This is a genomic window from Sulfolobales archaeon, from assembly GCA_038881635.1.
GTDB lineage: Archaea > Thermoproteota > Thermoprotei_A > Sulfolobales > AG1 > WYEN01.
Window position 1 is genome coordinate 252,136 of record JAVZPJ010000001.1, and the last position, 23,764, is coordinate 275,899.

Below are 23,764 nucleotides of genomic sequence, written 5' to 3' on the forward strand. Positions count from 1 at the left end.
CATTTCAAGTTGAAGAATACTCTCTCACCCAGACCCCGTAAATGCTGATATTAATGTGTACACAGGAATTGAAAGACCGCTTCCCACGAGAAGTGCTGTTGCGTATATAGAGATCCTCTCTTGAGCTTCTATTCCAAAGCGAGATACAAATAGCCGAATGAACGAGCCTAATAAGAATAGTATTCCATAGTCTGGTGTAAGAGAAAATCCTATGATAAATGGTATAGGTGAAACTCTTAAAGGCGTTACCAAACCTACTAGCAATATTAATAGCATGTATAGAAAGCCTACTAGAATACCCCCGCCCAGTACTGAGAGATCTAGCTGTCCTTTATAGACTAATATAGACCAGTTAACATAAGGAAGCCATCTTATTAGAGAAGTAGGATTTGTTTCAGGTCTGAAGATATAATCTAGAAGTATCACGCCGTAGAAGAGTGTGGTCTGAAGTCCTATCAGAAATGATATCACGAAGATTGATAAAAGCTTTACTACTGATACTCTCAGCATTCGCGATAGCTTGATTATATTGCCTGTAGCACCGCTGAGACTGCCGGGCATAGGTATCCCAAGGTAGTGATCCATGAAAACATATGGTGTGAATCCTCTGAATCCTGTTACATATAGATATACAGTGTTAAATGGATAGAGAGATTGAGCTGCTATTCCGGCTTCACCGACAGCTATTGTAGTTACCATTATAAGTATAGGAAGTAGTATTAGAACCCATACAAGCGAAAATATTATATATTCATATGTGATAGGTTGACGAGCGTATAAGTATGTTGCAAGGAACAGAGAGATAAATCCCAGGATCATTAATACGAATAATATTGCATCTCTACCTTTCAAACTTATCCTACTGATAGAAGTTATGGCATCTCTAAGTTTGTAGACATAGAGAAAGGCTATGGTCATGACAGAACCAAATATCACCGAAGCTTCATACCATGAAGCATGGTACATTATGTTATCAATACCTACCTCACCTCCTCCCAGCTCAAATAATCTCAGGCTGTATCCTAGAGGTAGTATTAACAGGGCTGCTAGAATGCTGCTGAGTCCTATACTTGCGGATGTTCTGGGAGGAATGATCATTGATATAAAAAGAATTATAAAGTTAAGGGATAAAGCCATTACAGACCCTTTTATAATAGTGTTAAGATCGCTACTAAGATCTATGGAAGGTTCGTTGAAAATAAATACTAGTAGCTGAAGTATGAAGCCTATGAGAATAGCTCTATATATGCCTCTGAAATTTCTGATGTTATTTAGAAAACCTGATATTATAAATGAGGTCACAGCTATTGGATACGGTAGGTTCATTTTATCGATAAACACATGTCTATAGAGATATGCTAGTAAAACTCCTGAAAGACTTAGCAATCCTATGAACACATATGTAGGCATATAAGAGCATAGAATACCGTAAAAACATCCTTCTCTGCTATAAAGCCATGTAGGAAAATCTGTTCCGTAGAAGAATCTCTCATAAACGTATTTCGTATAGGCATTAGTTATGAGCATACCTGATGTTATTATAGTCGAAAAAGAAATTCCATAAGCTGCTACAGAACCAGCTATAATAGATCTTAGAGAACTTCTTCTTCCAAGTATTATTCTCACAAGTATTGGAGTTATTACGAGAGAGATCTCAGCTGTAGTGTATCCTGTGGTTGCATAGCCATATGTATCAATAAAACCCATTAAAAGTCCTACTAGAACCCCGTATATAAAACCTCTCTTAAGCTCGTTTCTAATCCTAGTCTCCTCTGATAAGATTCTTTCTTGAATCTCTTTTTTCATAAATGTCCTTGTAGATATATAATTCTCCTAGAAATAATATTTTCAAAAGATCTTCAGAAGAGAAGGTCAAACGGTTCGTGAATTCATCATAACTCAGTTAACCCGGCTTCTATCATCCCTTTTTCTGCTTCTTCTCTTCCTTACTTTCTTTTTCAGATTTACCTTTTGCTTCAGATTTTTTCTCCTCTAGCCCCATAAATATAGTGGTTCTCTGTCTTCCTCCCATTCCACATCTCCCTAGTATTTTTTCTTATCTCTTAAATATTATTTTTCACATAAACCTATAAAGATCTAGATGAGGTAATACCTAATAATCCCATTATTCTATACTAGATATGCTAGATGTCATTATATATATCCTAGCATATGTCACAGTAGAGCATTATGAGCGAGATATCTTCGGAAGATCTGAAGCTCACCCGCAGGGAGTTTCAGGAGAATAAAAGAGAGGATTCTATAAACATAGCAGTACCTCATATAAGAGTGTATCATAAGTCTAAGAGAGGAAATCTAAGTAGAGTATATGATCTGATGAGAAGAGCGAGAGAGGAGAGTAATGTAAATATATTTCTGCTCCCTAGCGGCTTTCTCTATGGTCCTTTAACCGAATCGCATGAATATTCACAGCATGGCTTCAAAAAATATGCTGAGAGAATCCCTGGAGACGTTACGGCAATTCTAGAAGAGCTTTCCAAGAAATTTGGAGTCTATATTATCACAGGATCTATATTAGAGAAGGCGGGGCCAAGAATTTTCTCTACATCAATAGTAATATCACCTTTCCAAGAAGGAGTTGTGTATAGATATAGGAAAATGACTTTAAGTGATAATGAGATCTCATATCTATCACCTGGAAGAGAGCCTGGGATAGTAGAGATAGCGAATCTAAGAATAGGTATTCTTCTCGAAGAAGATCTGTTCATGCCTGAGATAGCTAGGGTGCTAGCTTTAGAAAGAACAGATCTTCTCATTTTTTTCAGTAAGCTTGTGAAGAAGTTTACAGAGGTTAAACCTCTGGTTATATCAAGAGCTCTGGAGAATTCTACTACTGTGATAAATGTTGGAGGAATTCTAAATATCAATGGAGAAGACGTGGTTAATGTAAAGACACTAATTGTAAGAGGAAATGGAAGTATAGAAGGTGAGAGCAGAGACGATGGTGAAGAGATTTTCTACATGACTATAAGAATAAAAGATCCTAAGAAGAGAATAAGCAAGAGAGTGAATAATGATGTGATAAAGAACCTGATAAGATATATGAGAAAACGTAAGCTGTTAGTATGATAAATCTTATGAAGAGACTTCCAATCGAATTCTAGAGATTAGAGAGATTAGAAACTTAAAGATCAAGAGATTCGAATTTTTTCTCAGTCGATGAAGACCTCTGTTATCTTAAGCTGTGCATTCTAGATCATGATCATTTACTATCTAAGGATCTTATGGTGTATTCCAGGAATATGCTTTCGCTAAATGACTTCTAGTCGTGGAAATAAGAATGAGATACAAGATCCATTGTATGCTACGCTGATCTATTCATATTATTATCTCTCTATCCACTATCTTAGAATAAATAATTGAGAGTAAACTATAGAATGTGGGGATTGTAAATGCTAGGATATGACAGGAGAAGGTTTCTACGAGAGCTGTATATAGATGGTGTTACTTATAGATACTATTCTCTCAAGGCTTTATCTGAAGCAGGTTTTGATAGGATAAACAGGCTTCCTCTCAGCCTAAGAATAATTCTTGAATCTTTGCTGAGAAATTATGATGGAAAGACTGTTGCATGGGAGGATCTGGAGCATGTTATTAACTGGAGTAAGAACCCTACTGAGATCAGAGAGATTCCTTTCAAAGTTGCCAGGGTTATTATGCAGGATTTCACAGGAGTACCAGCGATATTAGATCTAGCTGCTATGAGAGATGTAGCTAAAGATCTTAATATGGATCCAAGTATTATAAATCCTCTAGTTCCAGTGGATCTTATAATAGATCACTCTATTCAAGTAGATTACTGGGGTTCTGCAGATGCTTTAAGACTTAACATAAAAGCTGAGATGGAGAGAAATATAGAGAGATATAGATTTCTTAAGTGGGCTCAGAACGCCTTTAAAAACCTTAAAGTGTATCCGCCAGGCATAGGTATAATACACCAGATAAACCTCGAGTACATAGCTAAGGTAGTCATGGCATCTGAAAGCGAGGAGGGTCTTGTAGCGTACTTCGATACCGTGATAGGTACAGACTCTCACACGACAATGATTAATGGATTAGGAGTTTTAGGATGGGGTGTGGGAGGTATCGAGGCTGAGGCAGCCATGTTAGGAGAACCTGTTATAGTTCCTACTCCAGAGGTTTTCGGAGTTCAAGTATATGGTGAGCTAAGGCCGGGGGTTACTGCTACAGATATAGTGCTTCATGTTACAGAACTTCTAAGGAGACATGGTGTTGTAGGACGTTTTGTAGAGTTCTTTGGCGAGAGTGTAAAGCATCTGGATGTTCCTACTAGAGCTACTATAGCTAACATGGCTCCAGAATACGGATCTACAACAGCTTTATTTCCTGTAGATGAAGAAACGATCAGATATTTAAGAATGACTGGAAGAAGCGAGCATCAGATTAAACTTGTTAAAGCATATTTCGAGGCTCAGGGCATGTTTGGAATTCCTGGGGAAAATGATGTAGAGTATACGAAAGTAATAGATCTAGATCTGAGCGAGATAGAACCCATAGTATCAGGCCCTACACTACCTTGGCAGAAGAGAAGGCTTTCCGAAGTTAGAGAGAGCTTCCTAAAGCTAGTTGAGGAGAGGAATAAGAAGAGAGGTCTTCCTGCCTCAGCCATTATTAGTAGACAGATAAAGCTTGACGGAGCTCTTCACGAGATTAGAGATGGAGATATACTTATTGCGGCTATAACAAGCTGTACCAACACAAGTAATCCCGAGGTAATGATAGGGGCTGGAATACTCGCCAGAAAAGCTGTTGAAAGAGGTTTGAAAGTGCCTAAGCATGTTAAAACAAGTCTTGCACCGGGTTCCAGAGTTGTGACAGAGTATCTATCGAGATCAGGATTGCTAGAGTATCTAGAGAAGCTAGGATTCTACGTCGTAGGATATGGATGCACTACATGCATAGGCAACTCAGGTCCTCTACCAGAAGATATAAGCAAAGCCTTGAGCGAGGGAGATTTACTGGGTGTTTCTGTTCTTTCCGGCAACAGAAATTTCGAGAGCAGAGTTCATCCTGATATAAGAGCTAACTATCTTATGTCTCCCATACTCGTAGTAGCATACGCTATAGCAGGAAACATAATGAAAGATCTCTCTAAAGAACCTTTGGGTGTGGATCCTAGTGGGAAACATGTTTATCTTAAAGACATATGGCCTTCTAGAGAAGAGATAATAGAATTCATGAACAAATATATATCTAGAGAGATCTTCGAAGAGAAATACTCTAGAATAAATGAAGAAGCACCAGAAGAATGGAAGAAGCTTGAGGCACCTCTAGGAGAAACATATGAGTGGGATGAGAAGAGTACCTATATAAGAAAACCTCCTTTCTTTGATGATTTTAAACTTGAGGAAGTTCCAGGAATAAAAGATATTAAGGGTGCTAGAATACTTCTTCTACTCGGAGATTCTATAACAACAGATCACATATCTCCTGCAGGTGCTATAGATCCTAAAAGTCCAGCAGGTCAGTATCTCATATCTAAGGGTGTTAAGGTGTCTGAATTTAACACCTATGGAGCTAGAAGAGGAAATCACGAGGTCATGGTTAGAGGTACTTTCGCTAGTAAAAGCCTTAGAAATCTTCTTCTAGCAGACAGGAATATATTGGGAGGATACACCTTATACGCACCTACTGGAGAGATTATGAGCGTGTATGATGCATCGGTAAGATACTCTGAGAGAGGAGTGCCTTTGCTAGTTATTGCAGGCGAGAATTATGGTGCTGGGAGTTCTAGAGATTGGGCTGCTAAAGGACCTAAGCTACTTGGTGTAAAAGTTGTTATAGCTAAGAGCTTTGAAAGAATCCACAGATCTAATCTTGTTGGCATGGGTATAATACCGCTTCAATTCCTTGAAGGAGAAGGCTTTGAAGATCTAAGGTTAGACGGATCTGAGGAGATAGATATAATAGGTCTTGAGAATGCTAAGCCAAGGGATATTGTTAGAATGATTGTGAAGAAACCTAATGGGGAGATCATCGAGAAAAAGCTTCTCCTCAGAATAGATACAGAGACTGAGATGGAGTATGTGAGGAATGGAGGAATACTGCCTTATGTGCTGAGGAAGATACTGAAGAGAGTTCAGAAATAAAATGATAATAGTAGAAAGCTTTAGAGCTAGAGGTCATGAGAATATAAGAGCAAGACATAGGACAACTCTAGAGATAACGAGAGAGAGTGATCTAACTCCGAGAGGAGATTGCATTGTAGCAGTATCTTCAGAGAAGAGTGTAGCAGATCTAAGTCAGGATATTAAGGAGGGTATAAGAAGAGGGTTTCACGTGGCTCTGATAATTAGAACAAGAAATGCATGGGATTATGTGATAGGAAGGGGGAGTCCTATGCTTGTATTAAGTGATCCTTTTAGAATAGTTGTGAGGAGAAGTGGTTTCATAGATCAGAAGACTCTCATGATTCATGCATCGAAGGCAGCGTCAGATCTAGATAGAAAATTGATAGAAGATCTAAGGGCGAGAGATAGCATTGTTGATATAACAATTATAGTATCAAAATCTTTAGATGATTTGATCAAAGAGATCAATTATAGTATAGAGAGATGAAAAAGATTTATTTTGAGAGTTATTTAGAAGGTTTTTTAGAAGCTCTCTCCAGGAATCTTCTTGCGGCTTCTGCTTCCTCTGCTGGGATCTCTTTGTGACAGAACCACCAGTCAAAACATGTATACTGTTTAAGTCTTTCAGAGGCTTGATCCACGGTTGAAGCCGGTGGAATTATAACTCTCTCTCCTATAACTTCATTGTTAGGCCAGTTTGCAGGTATCGCAACCTTGTATTTGTCACTTACCTGCAGAGCTTTGACCATTCTCAGTATTTCATCTATATTTCTTCCAAGTTCTGCTGGATAGTAGAGGATAGCTCTTATAATGCCATTAGGATCTACTATAAATACAGATCTAACAGTATGTGTTGCAGATGCAGCATGTATCATTCCAAGCTTGTTGGCAATAGATCCTGTAGGATCTGCTATTATAGGGAATGGGATCTCTTTTCCTAGTTTTTCTTTAATCCACTCACTCCACTTAATATGACTATACGAGCTATCAATACTTAGTCCTATAAGCTCTGTATTTAGCTCTTTGAAATCGTTGTAGCGACTGGCAAATGCATAGAACTCTGTAGTACATACGGGGGTGAAATCTGCTGGATGGCTGAATAGAACGAACCATTTACCTTTATAGTCGTCTGGCAGAACCTTCTTACCATGGGTTGTTAGCACGTCTAGTGTTGGGAATCTCTCGCCTATTAAAGGTATTGAACCAGGCATGCAACCACCTTATCAGTCATATATGCTTTGAAGGCTTATAAGGTTGTTCTTTCTCATTCCCATATTTAACAGGATCTTTTGTTAATTCCAAGATTTTTAATAAGAAGATCTAGAAATTTTAGATCAGAATTCTATAGATTCCTTAGAGTAATACATAGTAGTACTATGACATGTTTTTTAAGGCATCTCGAGTAAGGTGTGAATATGGTGAATAAGCTTAACAATTATATATGCTTGTAAGAATTGTGGTCATGTCTTATACGTATACTCTAGAGTAAACCATGAGAACTTTAGTATACTAACTCCTTACGAGCTTAAATACAGACTTCTAAAAACCAGATGTCCTAATTGCGGGAGAGAGATTATAATAGATAAAATAGATCCTATCAATGATCTGATAATTTTGAGAAGAGGAGAAGCCGAAAAGATCTTAAAGATCGCTAGGTAGAAGAAGTTTTGCTAAGTACGTATATTTAGACGTCCTGTGCTAATAATATTATATAGAGTTCTAGAGGGATCTTCTACTTCTAGATCCTTGAAGAAACTACTCCTTCTAGTAGCTATCTCAACACTTCTTAGATGTAAACATGAGCTCCTCTTCTTTTTTAAGACCACGTTAATTATAAAGTCTTTGCATGTGCACATAACACGTGGTATGATGAGATAATCTCTCTCACCACCTCTATATATAAAATAGGTTTCACTTCCATGTCTTAACCTGTAGAGTCTTCCGCTTAAAAGGATCTCTAGAACTCTCTCATCTTTTAAAATGATGTTATCCTCTAGATCTGAGAGCTCTCTCTCAAGAGATTCAATACTCATATCGATAGATATCTCCAAATTAGAGTCTTAGCATGTCTCCTTAATATGGATTGAAACAGAGCTGAGCTTCTATGACGTGTAAGAACAAGAGATCTTAGAATGCTTTTGAAGACCTCTAGTACTAGTACATATGGTAGCATAGAGGAAGAAATATGACAATAATGCTATATAAACAAATAGATATTTATCAGATATAGAACCTTCTATATTTGGAGTATAGTTGGGAAACCCTTATATGTTGCTTATATTATGGATATAGTGAGAGGTTTCTATGGGGAGGAGAAAGAAGAGATCTGTTAGGAAAACTCATTGGAGAGATAGGAAGCCTCCTAAAGTATTTCAATGTCCTTTATGTGGTGCAGTCTCTGTTGTTGTGAGAATCGAAGATGAGAATGGTAATAGAATTGCCTATATATCATGTTCAAATCCTAGATGTAGAATGAGGTCTAGAATATCTGGTATTCCACCGCTTTACACTCCTATAGATGTGTATTCGAGATTCATGGATCTCTATACTGAGGGTAAGGCAGAGATATGGTTTGAAGAGGCGGGGAGAGATGTGGAGAGGGAGAGTGGAGGAGTATCTGAGGAAGAGGAAAGCTGATGGTAAAAAGACTGTTTTTGCATTAATAGATCCAGAGAAGATATCTGATGATCTTAGGGATCTAGAGTATACCAGCAAGATCTTATCAAGTGAAGGTTTAGATCTATTTCTCGTAGGAGGAAGTCTAGGAGTAGCTGGAGAGAAGCTTGATGAAGTGGTAAAAATATTGAGAGAGACAAAATTACCAGTAGTACTCTTCCCGGGAAGTGTAGCTGGCATATCTAAGTATGCTGATGCAATACTCTTTATATCTTTATTAAACAGCGACGAGCCTTACTATATAATAGGAGCACAAGTTGAAGGAGGTATCATAGTAAGAAAGCTAGGTCTAGAAGCACTACCTACAGCATATATAATCATAGGAGAGGGCGGGGCTGCAGGATATATAGGAAGAGCGAGACCGATCCCATGGAATATGAGTAGCATAGCACTCGCATACGCTATAGCTGCTGAGCTTCTAGGCATGAGACTAATATATCTAGAAGCAGGGTCTGGAGTAGAAAGATCTGTTCCTAAAGAAATGGTTAGCCTTATAAGAAAGAATACAAATCTCTACATAATAACTGGCGGAGGTATTAGAAATCCTAGCACAGCATGCGAACTACTTGAAGCAGGTTCAGATGCTATAGTGCTGGGAACTATCATAGAAAAAGATCTTGAGAAAGCAGTAGAGATCCTGAGAACCATTAAAAACAACAGATGTAGCTCCTCTTCGTAGTTATTTTCTCACAAGAACTTCTACAAGCTAAGAGATAAGATTATAAGCTTTCTCATAAAATCTATTCAGTGGCTGGGCCCGTAGCTCAGCATGGTAGAGCGGCGGGCTCTTAACCCGTAGGCCAGGTAATGGGCGGAAGTCCCGGGTTCAAATCCCGGCGGGCCCGCCACATAATGTTCTACCTTAATTATAGTCCTTTGTTAATAGAGTTCAGCAGAGCTTCAAAGATTGCAGTGGTAGAGGCGTGCCAACTGCTACAGCTAATGTAGTTGTTTAAGGGTTTAGATATGATATAGCTTTTGATATTATTACTTTCAGCATGGATCAAGTGTGGAGATATCTTAGCATTTATTTCGGAGATCATGCAAACGATAATGCGTAGAATAGATACTATTCTGAAGGTAGCAGGGTTTTAAGTGCTTATATTTTTAATAACTTAGTGAATTAAATTAAAGTGGTAGATAAGCATGGAAAGTGGTTATAGAGTGGTTGCTACTTTCTCTATAGTCGCTGCAGATCCTTCTGTAGGTGATGTAGGAGTTGGTGTAGCGTCAAAGTTTCTAGCCGTAGGTCATATAGTTCCGTGGGCTGAGACTGAGGTTGGCGCTGTAGCTACACAGGCTTGGGCTAATGTAAGGTTCGGTCCTAAAGCTCTTCAGTATCTGAGGAAAGGATTGAAACCTGAGAATGTGTTAGAGAAGCTAATAAGCGGTGATCCAAGGCGTGAGCATAGACAGATAGGAATAGTAAATGCTAGAGGTGAGAGTGCGGCATATACAGGAAGTCAATGTCTACCTTATGCTGGTCATATTAAAGGAGATGGCTACACTGTCCAAGGCAATATGATTGTTGGTCAAGAGGTTTTAGAGGCGATGGCTAAAGCCTTTGAAACCACTAGAGGTGAACTTGTTGATAAGATTCTTGCTGCTCTAGAAGCAGGCGATAAGGCTGGCGGTGATAGAAGAGGTAAACAGTCTGCAGCTATACTAGTTCTCAGAAGATGTGGTGGCTATGGAGGTTGTAGAGAGGGTGTTGATAAATATGTAGATATAAGAGTTGATGATCATCAGGAGCCTGTTCAGGAGTTGAAGAGAATATTTAAACTTTGGGAAGCTTTTCTTCTGAGAAGAGAACCTGAGACAGAACTATATGAATGGGATCAGGTGTGGAAAGATATTGCAAGAGCACTCATAAAGCTGAATTATCTGCATAGAATGCCTAGAAGCCCTAGCAGTAGAACTCTGTATAAAGCATTTGAGAGATGGGCTGCCGAGAATAATCTGGAGAACAAGATAAGAAGAGATAAAAAGATCTGGAAGTCTGTGTATAAGTATATAATTGAAGTTGCAGGAATAGAATGAAGACTATGAAGAATTTGAAGAGATGGTCAAAGGCTCTACAGTAGGAGAGCATCATAGCATCTTATTTTTTGTACATGCATTTATATGCTAATCTAATATCTTAGCAGGTTGCATTAAAATACCTACGAGGAACACTATACGGTGAGTAGATAGATGTATCTAACAAAGATCGAGGAGAAAATGTATAATGGTGAATATGGTGAGTATGTTTCAAAAGCTATTAGAATCATAGTGAAAGTAGGAGAAAGCCTGAATGCGTCAAGATTAATCAATATAAGGCATGCTCACATCTCAGGAGTAGGATACTCTAACCTAGGTGATGCAGGTCTTACATTTTTAAAAGATCTAGCTAGAGAGAATGTTAAGTTCAGAACCTATACAACCGCTAACCCTGGCTCGGTTGATATTGAAAGCTATAACTATTTCAGCTATGGAGAGGAGTTTCTGAAGAAACAGATAGAGATATTAGAGCTTTATAGAAGCATGGGTGTTAACACATTCACATGCACGCCTTATCACATTAGAACGCCTAGATTCGGAGAACATCTTGCATGGGCTGAGAGTAATGCTGTTCTTATTGCCAACTCTATTTACGGTGCCAGAACTAATAGAGAGGCAGGTCCTCTCGCATTATTCTCGGCTATAGTAGGTAAAACATATTATAGCGGCGTTCATATTAAAAGCGGAAGGATACCTAGAATCAGATTTCTCGTAAGAGATCTTAAGGATAGCTTTGTAGAAGCAGGTTTACTAGGACTCATGATCGGAAGGATCTCTCGAGATAAGATACCACTTCTCTCAGGAGCTAGCAGACTGGGTTTTGAAAGATTGAAAACGCTACTTGCTGCGGCAGGGAGTACAGGGTCTATGAGCATGATCTTAATTGAAGGAGTCACACCCATGGAAATTCCTATGTCTGAGATCCTGGAGAATATAGAAGATACTATAGTGATAGATAGGAAAGATATAAAGATATATCATGATGAAGAACCCTTCCTATGTGATGATCCTGAGGCGTATCTCATTGGATGTCCTCACAATTCTATCGAGGTATTAAAAGAGTTGAGAAACATTGCGACCAGATTCTCTGGGAAAACTAGCAAACCGGTATGGGTTTTAATACCCCCGGAGTATGAGAGTAATCAGGTAATCAGAGATGATCTAGAGTTTCTCAGGTCAAAAGGCTTCATAATATTAAAGGGTATCTGTCCTGTTATATCACCGTTATCTCAGCTAGGTTTTAAGTGTATAGGAACTATATCTTCTAAAGCACTATTTTATATGCCGAAACTATCTGGTGTTAAGGTTCGCTTACTAGATCTGTATGATCTTGTTGCGGAAGCTTTCAATTATAAAACTTCTTAAATCTATAGATCTCTATTTAAACCTCCTTTCCATAGCTTCAGATTCTCTAGAAGCATATCGAGAATCTCTTTGTATTCAAACACGTACCTTTCATGAGATCTGCTTCTAATAAGTTTCTTTCCAAAACATTCATAGAAGTACTTATTCTGAAAATCTATCACGGCCAAGAAGCTAACAGGAGTATAATTCATGATCCTAGGCCTAACAGTTTTATCCTCTATGCAAAGACTTTTAATCATCTCGCTGAACAAGCTGTTCAAGATCTCCTCTTGAATCTCTTTTCTAGGACGTGTAAGCACAGGTCTTCTTAGTATCCTGCCAAAACCCTTCTGAGGCTGATCGCTTTTCTCCTCCTCCTTATACATGGACTCGATCTCTCTCTTAACGTAGTAACTTTTATTTACCACAAGTTCGTGAAGAGCGCTCTCAATAGAACTAGACCCTACGCTTACAATAATATGAGGAGCTCTTGCCTCAGGTTCGCTAGAGTATTTAATCCCAGAATCTATCTTGCGTGCTGTGAGAAGCAGAGAAACAGGATCTCTAGTATAGTAGTATATCACGAGATCGAACAAGAAAGATTTTTTAGGACATCTCTCAAAAGAAACGATTGCTGAAGACCACCAGAAAGGTTCTCCATATCTTCCACAGCTCTCTATAGAAGCTCTTATATACATATTCACCACCACTAAACTATAATTTTATACTTCATTTAACTAAATCGTTTATAAAATTATGTATGATCTTAAGGGGTAGAAGGTGGTAAGAATGCCGCCGAGGGGATTCGAACCCCTGACCGCCCGGTATCTGATAAGCTACTTCAGCCGGGCGCTCTCCCAGCTGAGCTACGGCGGCATTCTCCTATAACTAATTCCTATGTTAGGATTTATTTATTTTCTATATAGATCTTTCTTCTGTTAAAATAGATGTTTCATGCGTTGGTTAGATCCTGAGATCTGTTAGTGTTATAACCATATATGCTTATTTCTAGCAGAGAGAATCAGGGATATTATGAATTGCTTCTTCTTATTATTTTAATGATCTGAGTTTCAGATATATAGAGAGAGCGTATGTCTTATCAACTTTTCTCTTAATTTCTACTATCTCCTTTAGAACGAGTTTCTCATCATCGCTTATGTAGTTCCAGAAGCGCTCTACAAGGTCTATAGCGTGTTTCTCTGGTATGTCTGTATATAGTATATCTCCTTCGTCAAAATGTCTTCCTACTAATACATTACCTCTAATAGATATAGCTACAGACGAGCCTGTTCGAGCTATATCAAGAGCCTTTCCTCTCTCTTGAATCTGCATAATAATACCAATTCTCTTACCATCTTCTCTCATGAGAGGGTATCCAGGTCTTATAACTCCTCCTAGAACTTCTACACCTACTATTGCAGGCTCGCTTCTTCTGAATACATATCCTGGTAGAACTCTGATCTTGCCTGGTCTGTATATGTTGTCAAGTTCTCTCCTAATCTCCTCATTCTTCTCTCTCTCAACCCACTCTAGATAATCCTCTACTAATCTGTAAATTATGTTATTAGAGAAGACTGGTATCCTGTTAACCTCAACGATCTCTTTAGCATCTTTATGCATTCCAACATTGAAGAGCATGATAACACCATAGTACTTATTACTCTCTCTAGTGATCAGAGCTTCTAGAGCTTCATTTTTATTTAGAGGACCTACATCAGCTATTCTAATAGGTATAGATCTTCTTCTGAGCATGCTTACCAAAGCCTCGAGAGTTCCAAGAGTATCAGCCTTAAGCACAACTCCTGCCGTATCTGGAGAGAATATTCTGAGTTCTCTAACTTCTTCGTAAACCTCCTTCATTACGCTCTCAATATCTTCTTCACTCCATACAACTCTTAGAGGAGCTCCCGCGATACTGCTCTCAACATCAGGTGCAACGATCTTAACACCTGAAGCAGCGTAAACAGATTCAATGCTTAGAAATCTATCTGTAGGAGCTCTCATTTCATCAAGAGGTTTAGGAAGTAGCAGTGCTCTCACACGACTTCTTATAGGACCTTCAACACCTGCTGTTACAAATAGATCTCCTCTTCTTATTATCCCATCATATATTATCACATCAAGCGTTGTACCTAGTCCAGGCTCTTCTTTAACCTCTAATATAACGCCTTTGGCAGGTCCTTCAGCATATCTAAGCTTCTCCGACATGTATTGCTGTGTTAGACCTGCGAGTACTGCTAGAAGTTCGGGTATGCCTTCTCCTGTTTTCGCTGATACCGGAACTATTGCCACAGTCCTCCTGAAATCTCTCACTCTATCGAATCTCTCGGCATTGAAATTTAATGTGAGAAGAGATCCCGCTATACTATATACCTTATCATCTAGAAGTTTTTGAACTTCTCTATCTTGCATTTTAATAGATTCTAGGAAGGGTTTATCTATATAAGGTCTCCAACCAGGGATCTTATCTATCTTATTAGCTGCTACTAGAAAGGGTACTCTTCTAGATCTTAAAATCTCTATACTCTCAATAGTTTGGGGTTTCACACCATCTATAATATCGATCACAAGTATGGCTATATCAGCTATAGAACCTCCTCTAGCTCTTAGATTGGCAAATGCCTCATGTCCTGGCGTATCTATAAATAAAAGTCCTGGTATCTGAAGCTTGAAGTTTATTATTTTTCTGAGAGGTTCTGCAATACTTTCTATGACATGAGCTGGAACAAAGCTTGCTCCAATATGCTGTGTCATCTCACCAGCTTCCTTCTTAACGACAGCTGTTCCTCTGATCTTATCTAATAGAGATGTTTTGCCATGATCTACATGTCCTAACACGACTACTATAGGAGACCTTAGTCTTCTCTCCATTTTACTCTCTCTAAAATACTATCTAGTTATAATAGTAAAATAAAAGGATCTCATAGGTTTTTAAGTTAGAATAGTATTTTTAGTATGGATTAAATTGGCTGGGAAGAGAAGAGATAAAGGACAGTCCCATCAGACAAGACCTGTGAGAGCAGGTCCTCCTAAGTGGGTTAGAATGAGTCCGGAAGAGATTGAGGTTCTGGTAGTAGAACTAGCTAAAATGGGTTATCCTCCGTCAATGATAGGGATAATACTAAGAGATCAGTATGGAATTCCTCTTGTAAAGAGTGTGACTGGGATGAGGGTGACAGAAATACTTGAGAAACATGGTTTAAAACCTGAGATACCGGAGGATCTAGCTAATCTAATTAGAAGAGCAGTAAACTTGAGAAGACATTTAAGTGAGCATCCTAAAGACAAGCACAGTCAGAGAGGTCTTATAGAGATAGAATCTAAGATAAGAAGTCTAGCTAAGTATTACAAGAGATCAGGAAAGTTGCCTCAGGATTGGGAGTACGATCCTGAGAAGGCTAAGACTTTAATAGCTAGAATGCTCTCATCGAAGACCTAGATCTATGGATTAAGAATCTCTATCATCCCCAAAATATAACTTCTCAATATATTCATTAATTAGGCTGTTAAATTGTCTGAGGAGATTTCAGGCTACATCAAGAAAATGATCGACAGAATCGCTAACGAGGGATATTTTACAGAGATATTAGTACATCCAGATATAGACTCAGTTCTTGCCGCGTCTATGATACTTAGACTGGCTAGTTTGAAGGATTACGAGATCGGTGTCTCGGCATCAGAGCTTTCTGAAGAGCCTTCTGAGAAAACTCTTGTTATAGGTTTTTCAAGGCCTAAGACTTTTTTTAGAGGGTATATAATCGGTAAGAATAAGGTTTTTTCATCCAGAGAGGATAGAATCATTCTAATACCACATGCCTCTAGCATAGCAAGATATGTCGCCGAGAGTATCCAGAAGATCTATACCATACCTAGGGAGATGAGAAGTCTCGCGCTAGCCTCCTATCTCTATACATCAACGGATAACGGTATGCTACATAACTTGAGCGATGAAACTGTAAGAACGTCTTCGGACATTTTTGGTGTAGATGCTGCTAGAATAGTTGTAGGTTTGAAGATGATGGGTTTCTATGACGAAAGTTATATAGATAGGAATCTTATAAACACTATAGATCCTTTTATTCCAGGAATTTCCGGAAGAAGAAATGTAGTTAGCGAGTTAATGAAAGAAATAGGTTCTGGAAGAGGTAGAGATTATATTGAGAAGGTATCTGAGATTATTAATACCAAGATTAATCTTAGAATACTTGAGGTAGGGAATAAACCATACTATGAGCAATCATACCCCTTCATAGATCCTTATGAGGCTGTGCATTGTATAAACATGGCTATCAACAGAGATCCTGTAATGACAACGCTATACATAGCAACCGGGTTGTCGGGTATAAGCATGATTTCTATTAAATGTAAAGATGATCTCGTTAAAGTTATAGAGACGGTATACAAGATCATAGAAAGAGAAGGTTCTGAGATCGGGTATCACAAGATCGATAACACTAGATTGGTTGAAATAAGTATTGGAGAGTGCTCTAGAGAGATTTTATATGAAGTCTATCTAATACTCAAAGATCTAAAGATGTTTCAAGAAACTCTAGTCTTCAGATGTGGCGGCAGATATCTATATCCTCTAAGAAAACCACTGCCCTACTCAAGAGATCTCTTGAAACAAATGCAAGGCATGTTTATAGAAAGCGATGAATTAAAGAAGATCTCTGAGGTGCACAGGCTGATTGAGGATTTATATGGAGACTAGAATTGAATTAGATGATGAGAGAAAAGCTAGAGCTATAATAGCATCTCTTGAGCCGGATAACATAGGGATACCAGAAGGAATATCTCTAGAAGTACTCCAGGATCAAAGCGAAGTCGTGGTCAGACTTATCTGCGAAAGTGAGAGAATTCTAACATGCAGATCTACACTAGATGAGATATTAATGTTAATAGATAAGACTAGAAAAGTACTTTTCGAAGATCTACAATAGGTAGACTATTTAATATTTATAAATGGTTTATAGATAAATCTAACGGTGTTCCGATTTGAAGAAGAGAATTATACCTACAGCGCTAACCATCGCAGGTGTTGACAGCGGAGGAGGTGCAGGAATAGCGGCGGATCTTAAGACTTTTGCCGCTATAGGAGTTCACGGACTTGTCGCGGTAACCAGTGTAACAGCTCAGAACACCTACTCTGTAATGGGGATTCAAGATATATCTCCTCAGATGGTGGAGCTTCAGATAAGAGCTGTAGCTGATGACATGGGTGTTGATGCTGCTAAGACTGGTATGCTTAGCAATCCTGAGATTGTGAGAACGGTTGCAAGAGTTGTAAGAAGCTATGGATTTCCGCTGGTAGTAGATCCTGTTATATATGCTAAGAGTGGTGCTAGACTTCTACTAGAAGAAGCTGTAGAAGTATTAGAGAGAGAACTTCTACCAGAAGCTCTGATAGTAACTCCTAATAGAATGGAAGCTGAGAAGCTTGCAGGTATGAAGATACATTCTCTAGAAGATGCCGAGATAGCTGCTACAAAGATCTCTAGAGAGTATGGGGTTAGAGCGGTTGTTGTGAAGGGAGGTCATATGGAAGGTAGTAGCAGTGTTGATGTTCTCTACTATGAAGGTACCATCAGAAGGTTTGAAACTCCAAGAGTTGAGGGATGCACGCATGGTACCGGGTGCTCATTCTCAGCGGCTATAGCAGCGTATATTGCCAAAGGCTTTGATCTCGTTGAATCTGTTAGAAGAGCCAAGGAGTTTATATACAATGCTATACTTAGATCTTATAAAATTGGTAGAGGGCACTGTCCTGTTAACCCATCTGCAAATGTGGATCTTGACGCAGAGATCTATAGAGCTCAGAAAGCTCTTAATGAAGTAGTAGAAGAGCTTATATCAAAAAGATCCGAAGAACTGGCAAGATTAATACCAGAGGTTCAGATGAACATAGTATACTCACCACCAGCATACCTAGCTAAAGATATAAAAGATGTAGTAGGCATACCTGGTAGAATAGTCAATTATATGGGAAGAGCCAAGGCCTCAGGATATCCTCAGCCTGGTGCTTCGAGTCACATGGCTAGAGCTGTGCTTACAATGATGCAATTTGATCCAGAGATCAGATCGGGAGTTAACATAGCATATTCTGAAGATATTATAAGAGCTCTAAAAGAACTTGATTTCAAGATATCATATTTTGATCGCAGAGAAGAACCTGAAGAGATCAAAAGAATTGAAGGTGGAACAACTAGATGGGGTATTGAACAAGCTGTGAAGAGGATCAACAACATACCAGATGTTGTGATAGACTTTGGAGAGCATGGTAAAGAACCTCTTATAATGATCTTCGGAAAAGATCCAAGAGATGTAGCAGATAAGTTAAATAGATTAATCGATAAGCTGATCTCCTCTTCTCAGAAAAATTAATTCAAGATAGATCTCTAAATGCCGTAGTAAAAGCTTCTTCCAGATTAGAATAGAGGAAGAGAGATCTAAGGGTTTATTTTCATCTATTATCATACGATGTTTTCTTATGCTCTTCTAACACTATTCTCTATAATTCTATAAGGGCATTTATCCCAGTTTCTCACACATAATTCAGCCTCGTATATTGTGAGGTATCTTCTTAGAGATTTGCAATATGCTGCAGTTATTATCGTTTCTTTTCTTATCTCAACACTTCTGAGCTCGTAATATGTGCAATCAGATCTATACTCTCTAGGATTTCTAATAGCATATATATGAGGATAGAGTCTTGTTTTATCCGGCACTGTTTTAGCATTGCTATCAGAGGATTCAGCCATTATATGCTTTCACGCTCTTCTTGATATCATTATTGCTATGTATGAGACAAGTCTTCTTCCACTACTCTCTATAGATCCTATTATTATATCTTCTGTATTGATAGCATCTTTAAGTCTGCTTCTGATTATATTATATACAGTAGCTGTTTTACTTATGTTTTTCCCTCTTCCTACTAGAACTAATTTCTCGATACCTTGATTAAGTCTTACTATAGCTTCTGTAGCGTAGGTCATAGGTCTTTCTCTTCCTATGATCAGAATTGGATGCTTGCTTACAAACTTACCGTTTACTACTGAGAACTCTTTCTCACTCATATAGTAAGACCATTATCCTATCTTAGATTGAAGTTAATAAGCTCAAGAACACATGAGGAACATAAGATTCCACATGATTAATCTTAAAAATATTAATATATATCGTTAGCAGGGAGGCTATTGAGTATAAGAGTAGGATTGATCGGAGCAGGATATTGGGGCAGGAATATTGCAAGAGCAAGTATAGATTCCAAGATACTACATCTTGATAGAGTCTATGATATAGACTATGGGAGGGCTTTAGAACTAGCTCGTATGTACGGTGTGAAAGCATATAGAGATCTAGAGAGATTTATAGAGGAAGGAGACCTAGATGCTATTCTAATTGCTGTGCCAGCAGATCAACTTTATCCAGTAGCTTTGAAAGTTATCGAGAGAAAAAAGAATCTTTTTATCGAAAAACCTGTTGGAGTAAACCTGAGAGAGGTTAGAGATCTAAGAATTAAATGCGAGAATTATGGATTAGTAGCTGTACCGGGATTCATCTCTAGATTTGATCCTGTAGTGAGATATTTCAGAGAACTTATCAAGGAGAGAGGTTCTCCAACTTATATAAGTATACAAAGATCTGGGAGAAGAGCTGAGAGGTATATAAGAACACATATACTACTGGATCTAGGAGTTCACGATATAGATATACTCTTCTTCTTGCTCGAGAAAGATATAGATGTTATTAATGCAGAGATAACAAAGATCAATAATGATCTAGCGTATACAGCGTACATGAAGTATGAAGGAGGGTTTGCAGTACTTCACTCAGATCCTCTGCCTCTCATGAAGATTAGAAAGCTTATTATTAATTTTGATGATAGAAGCTTTTACGAAGGAGATCTGGTTACATCTGAGGTCAGAGAGGTCTTCAGAGAGGGAATTTCAAAATATAACAAGATTATAGCAGAGGAAGAACCCTTAATAGCTGAGCTGAAAGCATTCGCAGAAAGAGTTTTAGGAAGAGATTCCGAGGCTCCGACTCTGCGAGATGCTGAAAGAGTTCATGAGATTGTTGAAAGAATATTAAGAATAGGTAGTAAATAGTTGTGGGTATTATCATGATGATACCAGGAGAAGTTCGGATACCGCGGAGAAAACATGCTTATATCACATATCTTCTCATAGCAGTTAATACAGTAATATACATGATCACATCATACAAAAGCTACTTCATTACAGCGGATACCAGAATTATATGGGATTACGGCTTTATCCCGGGATATCTGAGCTCTTTGGATGGATGGATCAGGATTCTCACGTCAATGTTTCTTCATGCAAATATCCTTCATATATTCTTTAACATGTATTTCCTCTTCATATTTGGAAGAGATGTAGAGAATTTCCTAGGACCTTTTAGATATCTATTGCTCTACATGATCTCGGGATTCGTGGCCTCAATGACTCACACTTCTATGATTCCTGTCGAAGGTATGGAAAACCTAGGAATACCAGCGATCGGAGCTTCGGGAGCTATCAGCGGAGTTCTAGGAGCATTCTTACTTTTATATCCCGGAGCTAGACTAGTGCTATGCATACCTATTATAGTATTCCCTCTATGTGGTGTCACGTCGTCATCCTTCTTTATAATATTCTGGTTTATTCTCCAAATAGTCTCAGCATATCTTCAAGCAGGTTCTGTAGCTTTCTTCGCTCATGTAGGAGGATTTCTAGCAGGTATGATGATGTTATATCTCTTAGGAAGAGATCTTGCTGAGAAGAACTTGACTTTACTTCCAGAAAGGATAGACTTTGACTACGTGAGATTCTCCGTAGATAAGGGGTATGGACTTATTAGAAGAGGTCTGGGGAGATTCTCGAGATCTATAATGATTATAATGATTATAGTGGTGATCAGCGGTCTTCTATATTCTGCATACGATTCAACAAAGGATTATGCTGTATACGCTATAAGCGTTAAAGCATCTCTAACAGTATCTGGAGGTACTTACGAGTCTGAGGCAATAGTGATTATAGTAAGGAAGAATGCATCTCCAAGCTATGTGATAGCACCGATAGCTGATGACATAATTAGAGTTTTATTCAACAGACTCTACTCGGCAGGATACATAGTTAATAACTCGCTCGCTGATTTCAATGGCTCTATACAGCTTCAAAACCAGAGAGTAGTAATAGAAGGTTTAAAAGCACCTCCAGTATTTCTAGATCTATACATGCCTCTAGCATCCTATGATAGTAGCGGTGTTATAGTATATGGTTATGGAAATGCTACAACAGAGCTTCTCAGCTGCACAGCCGGCGGTTTTTGTACGATAGGTGGTGTATGGAAATATAATTATTTTGATCTAAGAAGAATAGGTGTAGAAGGAGTTAGAGAGCTTTTCACCATACCCATACTTATATCACTTATAGTTTCATTGACGGTGTTGATAATACTTCTAAAGAGGTATGATTTAAAAATCTCTCTCATGTGAGTCTTTATAAGAAACTAGATTACATGTATAAAAGCAATTTTAGAACCAAGTTTATTAGAGGGTATATGAGTGAAGAGGATTGGGTGACGGCATTGTCCTCCTACTATAGTGGTATCAAGGTTCCCTGGGTTCCTACAAGAGAGGAATTCATAGAACAGGCTCTAGATCTTGCCCAGGTTGGTCCAGGCGATGTAGTATATGATCTAGGTTGCGGAGATGGTAGAATAGTCATAGCTGCTGCGAAGAGAGGTGCTAAGGCTGTATGTGTAGAGCTTAATCCAGATCTGATTGCAAGAGCTATGGAGAATGCTAGAAAGCATGGTGTTGATCATATGATCAGATTCATTCAAGATGATTTCATGAATGTAGATCTATCAGACGCATCTGTTGTCTATATGTATCTTCTTACAAGTGTTAATGAAATGTTGAAGCCTAAACTAGCCAAAGAACTGAAGAAAGGTGCTAGGGTTATCAGTCTCGACTTTGTAATATCAGGTTGGAAAGAATCTAAAGTTCTTAGAGTATCATCGCCAGCTAGATCTGGGGTCTACTACTTATATATAATAGGTTATAGTGATAGATAGAATCTTTCAAGAAAGAATCTTTATTTTAGCTATTTCAACTTTTCTAACAGGATATATTTTTTTAGCTACTTCGAATAGTTGAGACTGAATCTTTCCTGAGATCACGTCTTTAATAATTTCATCAAGAGTTGACTGCTTAGAGATCTCTGAAATCACATTATACATATTTCTTCTAATAAGTTTCTTCTGAGATGTTTTGCACGTATATGTTGTGAAAGCCACCGCAGAAATTCTCAGCTTAGAACCGTCTTTTGTCTCAAGATTTGCTATGAGAGAGATCTTACTACTTTTCCTCTTTGTAAGACTTCTCAGATAATCTCTAGAGAGGTAGACTTCTCTAAAAGCGGTTCTGGCGGTGCTATCTTCTACTCCTATGATTTTCAAAATAAATCTCATGTGAAGCTGTGACACATCGCCTGTTAGATCGTATAATGTGACCTCGATACTTCTATTTAAAATCTTCGAAGAATCATCGGCAGGTATTGTTGCTACAGGTATCTCGCCGAGTATAGATGGTGATAATACTGTGAACCACTTCTTATACTTCCACTTTTCACGACCAGATACACGTGGCGCAGGCATTATTTACACACTATTAGAGTGATATCTCTGGAGACTATTAAGCATTACAATCTACAGATCTTATTAGTTTGAGGATTAAAGCTGGAAGGCTAAACATAAAAGAACTTGAAAACCTGTGAATAATCATTTGATGAGAAACGGTGAGAGTAGATAAGATCTATTTCATTATCTAGAGAGCTCCAGGTATCTCTATGATAGCTCCGGAGAGATATGGGTTCTTCTCCTCGATAAGATAGTAAACTACCTTAGAAACCTCCTCAGGTTTAGCAGCTCGTTTCAAAGGCAGTTTTCTCTCTAACTCTCTTCTATATCTCTCTATCTCAGGCTTCTCGATCCATGAAGGTGCCACTCCGACTACTATAATATCTTTCTCGGCAAGTATTTCTGCGAGGTATCTAGTTACAGCGTTTAAAGCGGTTTTCGAGGCTATATAAGCTGGTGAAGGTTTCAAAGGATCATATATTTTATGACCTCTCAAAGATGAGAGGCATGATATGTTAACTATAACACCATCTCTCATATACTTTGAAGCTTCGATAGCTATTTGATATGGTATTATAAGATTGAGAGTTAACACTTCAATCCATCTCTCATAGGTTATAATACGAGGATTCGTGTCATCCCACATAGCAGCACTATTTATCACAGCATCAATACCTTTAAAACAATTGTATGCGTTCTCAATAAGCCTACTCACATTTTTATCTCTAATCAGATCTTGTTCTACATAACATACCTTATCTTTCAAATCTTCGATAGATCTTCTTTTCTCAGGATCTAGTTTATCTAGAGATTTAAAAGATCTAACTACTGCAATAATTTTATGACCTCTTCTAATGCCTTCTAATAAGAGATGAGAACCTAGAAATCCTGTGGCTCCTGTTAAAAGCACTCGTAGAGAGCCCAAGAAAAACACCTTCTATGGGTTT

General features: G+C 38.3%; 23 protein-coding genes and 2 tRNA genes. 15 read left to right on the forward strand and 10 right to left on the reverse strand.

Annotated elements, in window-relative coordinates; all coding sequences use genetic code 11:
* Window positions 1-24: 24 nt before the first annotated feature.
* A complete protein-coding gene (locus QXS89_01345) occupies window positions 25-1,806 on the reverse strand; it encodes a hypothetical protein (GenBank protein MEM3830831.1) in 1,782 nt (593 codons plus the stop codon).
* A gap of 384 nt (window positions 1,807-2,190) precedes the next feature.
* Here QXS89_01345 and QXS89_01350 point away from each other — a divergent pair, with 384 nt between their 5' ends.
* From QXS89_01350 to QXS89_01360, 3 genes are all read left to right on the forward strand, one after another.
* On the forward strand, window positions 2,191-3,090 hold the full coding sequence (locus tag QXS89_01350) for a carbon-nitrogen hydrolase family protein (protein ID MEM3830832.1): 900 nt from the start codon (window positions 2,191-2,193) through the stop codon (window positions 3,088-3,090).
* A 323-nt stretch (window positions 3,091-3,413) separates the two neighbouring features.
* Complete coding sequence (gene acnA, locus QXS89_01355) at window positions 3,414-6,131, forward strand: aconitate hydratase AcnA (protein MEM3830833.1); 2,718 nt, start codon at window positions 3,414-3,416, stop codon at window positions 6,129-6,131.
* A 1-nt stretch (window position 6,132) separates the two neighbouring features.
* Window positions 6,133-6,600, forward strand: coding sequence for a DUF371 domain-containing protein (locus QXS89_01360; protein ID MEM3830834.1), 468 nt, complete (start codon window positions 6,133-6,135; stop codon window positions 6,598-6,600).
* A gap of 19 nt (window positions 6,601-6,619) precedes the next feature.
* Here the strand turns inward: QXS89_01360 and QXS89_01365 are convergent, their stop codons facing one another.
* Together QXS89_01365 and QXS89_01370 are read right to left on the reverse strand one after the other, a co-directional pair.
* Entirely contained in the window at window positions 6,620-7,324 is a 705-nt protein-coding gene (locus QXS89_01365; protein ID MEM3830835.1) for a peroxiredoxin, read from the reverse strand.
* Window positions 7,325-7,783: 459 nt separating this feature from the next.
* Complete coding sequence (locus tag QXS89_01370) at window positions 7,784-8,146, reverse strand: hypothetical protein (protein ID MEM3830836.1); 363 nt, start codon at window positions 8,144-8,146, stop codon at window positions 7,784-7,786.
* Window positions 8,147-8,417: 271 nt separating this feature from the next.
* Between QXS89_01370 and QXS89_01375 the strand changes: the two genes are divergently transcribed.
* The 5 genes from QXS89_01375 to QXS89_01395 all read left to right on the forward strand — a co-directional run bounded on the left by QXS89_01375 (window position 8,418) and on the right by QXS89_01395 (window position 12,194).
* On the forward strand, window positions 8,418-8,750 hold the full coding sequence (locus QXS89_01375; protein ID MEM3830837.1) for a hypothetical protein: 333 nt from the start codon (window positions 8,418-8,420) through the stop codon (window positions 8,748-8,750).
* Entirely contained in the window at window positions 8,704-9,468 is a 765-nt protein-coding gene (locus tag QXS89_01380) for a geranylgeranylglyceryl/heptaprenylglyceryl phosphate synthase (GenBank protein MEM3830838.1), read from the forward strand. The genes QXS89_01375 and QXS89_01380 overlap by 47 nt, the downstream gene beginning before the upstream one ends.
* 74 nt (window positions 9,469-9,542) lie before the next feature.
* Window positions 9,543-9,637: transfer RNA gene (locus QXS89_01385), tRNA-Lys, on the forward strand.
* A gap of 298 nt (window positions 9,638-9,935) precedes the next feature.
* Window positions 9,936-10,829, forward strand: a complete 894-nt coding sequence (locus QXS89_01390; GenBank protein ID MEM3830839.1) for a DUF1028 domain-containing protein — start codon at window positions 9,936-9,938, stop codon at window positions 10,827-10,829.
* Between the two features lie 153 nt (window positions 10,830-10,982).
* Window positions 10,983-12,194: an aconitase X catalytic domain-containing protein gene (locus QXS89_01395; GenBank protein ID MEM3830840.1), complete on the forward strand. Its 1,212-nt coding sequence runs from the start codon at window positions 10,983-10,985 to the stop codon at window positions 12,192-12,194.
* A gap of 2 nt (window positions 12,195-12,196) precedes the next feature.
* On the opposite strand, the gene QXS89_01400 is transcribed toward QXS89_01395, so the two are convergent.
* From QXS89_01400 to infB, 3 genes are all read right to left on the reverse strand, one after another.
* Window positions 12,197-12,871 (reverse strand): hypothetical protein, encoded by a 675-nt coding sequence (locus tag QXS89_01400; GenBank protein ID MEM3830841.1) that lies wholly within the window; start codon window positions 12,869-12,871, stop codon window positions 12,197-12,199.
* A 92-nt stretch (window positions 12,872-12,963) separates the two neighbouring features.
* Window positions 12,964-13,049 (reverse strand) — tRNA-Phe (locus QXS89_01405).
* 174 nt (window positions 13,050-13,223) lie between these two features.
* Window positions 13,224-15,044: a translation initiation factor IF-2 gene (infB, locus tag QXS89_01410; GenBank protein MEM3830842.1), complete on the reverse strand. Its 1,821-nt coding sequence runs from the start codon at window positions 15,042-15,044 to the stop codon at window positions 13,224-13,226.
* A 94-nt stretch (window positions 15,045-15,138) separates the two neighbouring features.
* On the opposite strand from infB, the gene QXS89_01415 reads away from it, so the two are divergent.
* The 4 genes from QXS89_01415 (at window position 15,139) to QXS89_01430 (ending at window position 18,554) form a co-directional block, all read left to right on the forward strand.
* Window positions 15,139-15,612, forward strand: coding sequence for a 30S ribosomal protein S15 (locus tag QXS89_01415; protein ID MEM3830843.1), 474 nt, complete (start codon window positions 15,139-15,141; stop codon window positions 15,610-15,612).
* A 72-nt stretch (window positions 15,613-15,684) separates the two neighbouring features.
* On the forward strand, window positions 15,685-16,884 hold the full coding sequence (locus QXS89_01420; GenBank protein ID MEM3830844.1) for a hypothetical protein: 1,200 nt from the start codon (window positions 15,685-15,687) through the stop codon (window positions 16,882-16,884).
* Window positions 16,862-17,113: a KEOPS complex subunit Pcc1 gene (locus QXS89_01425; GenBank protein MEM3830845.1), complete on the forward strand. Its 252-nt coding sequence runs from the start codon at window positions 16,862-16,864 to the stop codon at window positions 17,111-17,113. The genes QXS89_01420 and QXS89_01425 overlap by 23 nt, the downstream gene beginning before the upstream one ends.
* A 55-nt stretch (window positions 17,114-17,168) precedes the next feature.
* Window positions 17,169-18,554, forward strand: coding sequence for a bifunctional hydroxymethylpyrimidine kinase/phosphomethylpyrimidine kinase (locus QXS89_01430; protein MEM3830846.1), 1,386 nt, complete (start codon window positions 17,169-17,171; stop codon window positions 18,552-18,554).
* A gap of 104 nt (window positions 18,555-18,658) precedes the next feature.
* Here QXS89_01430 and QXS89_01435 read toward each other — a convergent pair whose 3' ends face one another.
* Window positions 18,659-18,931: a hypothetical protein gene (locus QXS89_01435; GenBank protein ID MEM3830847.1), complete on the reverse strand. Its 273-nt coding sequence runs from the start codon at window positions 18,929-18,931 to the stop codon at window positions 18,659-18,661.
* Between the two features lie 9 nt (window positions 18,932-18,940).
* A complete protein-coding gene (locus QXS89_01440) occupies window positions 18,941-19,246 on the reverse strand; it encodes a hypothetical protein (protein ID MEM3830848.1) in 306 nt (101 codons plus the stop codon).
* Between the two features lie 120 nt (window positions 19,247-19,366).
* Between QXS89_01440 and QXS89_01445 the strand changes: the two genes are divergently transcribed.
* From QXS89_01445 to QXS89_01455, 3 genes are all read left to right on the forward strand, one after another.
* Window positions 19,367-20,281 (forward strand): Gfo/Idh/MocA family oxidoreductase, encoded by a 915-nt coding sequence (locus QXS89_01445; GenBank protein ID MEM3830849.1) that lies wholly within the window; start codon window positions 19,367-19,369, stop codon window positions 20,279-20,281.
* 14 nt (window positions 20,282-20,295) lie between these two features.
* Window positions 20,296-21,669, forward strand: a complete 1,374-nt coding sequence (locus QXS89_01450) for a rhomboid family intramembrane serine protease (protein ID MEM3830850.1) — start codon at window positions 20,296-20,298, stop codon at window positions 21,667-21,669.
* Window positions 21,670-21,734: 65 nt separating this feature from the next.
* A complete protein-coding gene (locus QXS89_01455; protein ID MEM3830851.1) occupies window positions 21,735-22,253 on the forward strand; it encodes a class I SAM-dependent methyltransferase in 519 nt (172 codons plus the stop codon).
* 6 nt (window positions 22,254-22,259) lie between these two features.
* Here QXS89_01455 and QXS89_01460 read toward each other — a convergent pair whose 3' ends face one another.
* Window positions 22,260-22,835 carry a 30S ribosomal protein S3ae gene (locus tag QXS89_01460; protein MEM3830852.1) on the reverse strand — a complete coding sequence of 192 codons (576 nt, stop codon included), beginning with the start codon at window positions 22,833-22,835 and terminating at the stop codon, window positions 22,260-22,262.
* 169 nt (window positions 22,836-23,004) lie between these two features.
* Window positions 23,005-23,742: an SDR family oxidoreductase gene (locus QXS89_01465; GenBank protein ID MEM3830853.1), complete on the reverse strand. Its 738-nt coding sequence runs from the start codon at window positions 23,740-23,742 to the stop codon at window positions 23,005-23,007.
* Between the last annotated feature and the right edge of the window lie 22 nt (window positions 23,743-23,764).

Excerpts from the sequence above, each read along its gene's own strand:
- QXS89_01345 (MEM3830831.1), bottom strand. The coding sequence starts at position 1,806 with ATGAAAAAAGAGATTCAAGAAAGAATCTTATCAGAGGAGACTAGGATT.
- infB (MEM3830842.1), bottom strand. The coding sequence starts at position 15,044 with ATGGAGAGAAGACTAAGGTCTCCTATAGTAGTCGTGTTAGGACATGTA.
- QXS89_01395 (MEM3830840.1), top strand. The coding sequence starts at position 10,983 with ATGTATCTAACAAAGATCGAGGAGAAAATGTATAATGGTGAATATGGT.
- QXS89_01380 (MEM3830838.1), top strand. The coding sequence starts at position 8,704 with ATGTGGAGAGGGAGAGTGGAGGAGTATCTGAGGAAGAGGAAAGCTGAT.
- QXS89_01455 (MEM3830851.1), top strand. The coding sequence starts at position 21,735 with ATGAGTGAAGAGGATTGGGTGACGGCATTGTCCTCCTACTATAGTGGT.
- QXS89_01360 (MEM3830834.1), top strand. The coding sequence starts at position 6,133 with ATGATAATAGTAGAAAGCTTTAGAGCTAGAGGTCATGAGAATATAAGA.
- QXS89_01440 (MEM3830848.1), bottom strand. The coding sequence starts at position 19,246 with ATGAGTGAGAAAGAGTTCTCAGTAGTAAACGGTAAGTTTGTAAGCAAG.
- QXS89_01375 (MEM3830837.1), top strand. The coding sequence starts at position 8,418 with ATGGGGAGGAGAAAGAAGAGATCTGTTAGGAAAACTCATTGGAGAGAT.
- QXS89_01390 (MEM3830839.1), top strand. The coding sequence starts at position 9,936 with ATGGAAAGTGGTTATAGAGTGGTTGCTACTTTCTCTATAGTCGCTGCA.
- QXS89_01400 (MEM3830841.1), bottom strand. The coding sequence starts at position 12,871 with ATGTATATAAGAGCTTCTATAGAGAGCTGTGGAAGATATGGAGAACCT.
- QXS89_01435 (MEM3830847.1), bottom strand. The coding sequence starts at position 18,931 with ATGGCTGAATCCTCTGATAGCAATGCTAAAACAGTGCCGGATAAAACA.
- QXS89_01370 (MEM3830836.1), bottom strand. The coding sequence starts at position 8,146 with ATGAGTATTGAATCTCTTGAGAGAGAGCTCTCAGATCTAGAGGATAAC.
- acnA (MEM3830833.1), top strand. The coding sequence starts at position 3,414 with ATGCTAGGATATGACAGGAGAAGGTTTCTACGAGAGCTGTATATAGAT.
- QXS89_01450 (MEM3830850.1), top strand. The coding sequence starts at position 20,296 with ATGATGATACCAGGAGAAGTTCGGATACCGCGGAGAAAACATGCTTAT.
- QXS89_01350 (MEM3830832.1), top strand. The coding sequence starts at position 2,191 with ATGAGCGAGATATCTTCGGAAGATCTGAAGCTCACCCGCAGGGAGTTT.
- QXS89_01460 (MEM3830852.1), bottom strand. The coding sequence starts at position 22,835 with ATGCCTGCGCCACGTGTATCTGGTCGTGAAAAGTGGAAGTATAAGAAG.
- QXS89_01365 (MEM3830835.1), bottom strand. The coding sequence starts at position 7,324 with ATGCCTGGTTCAATACCTTTAATAGGCGAGAGATTCCCAACACTAGAC.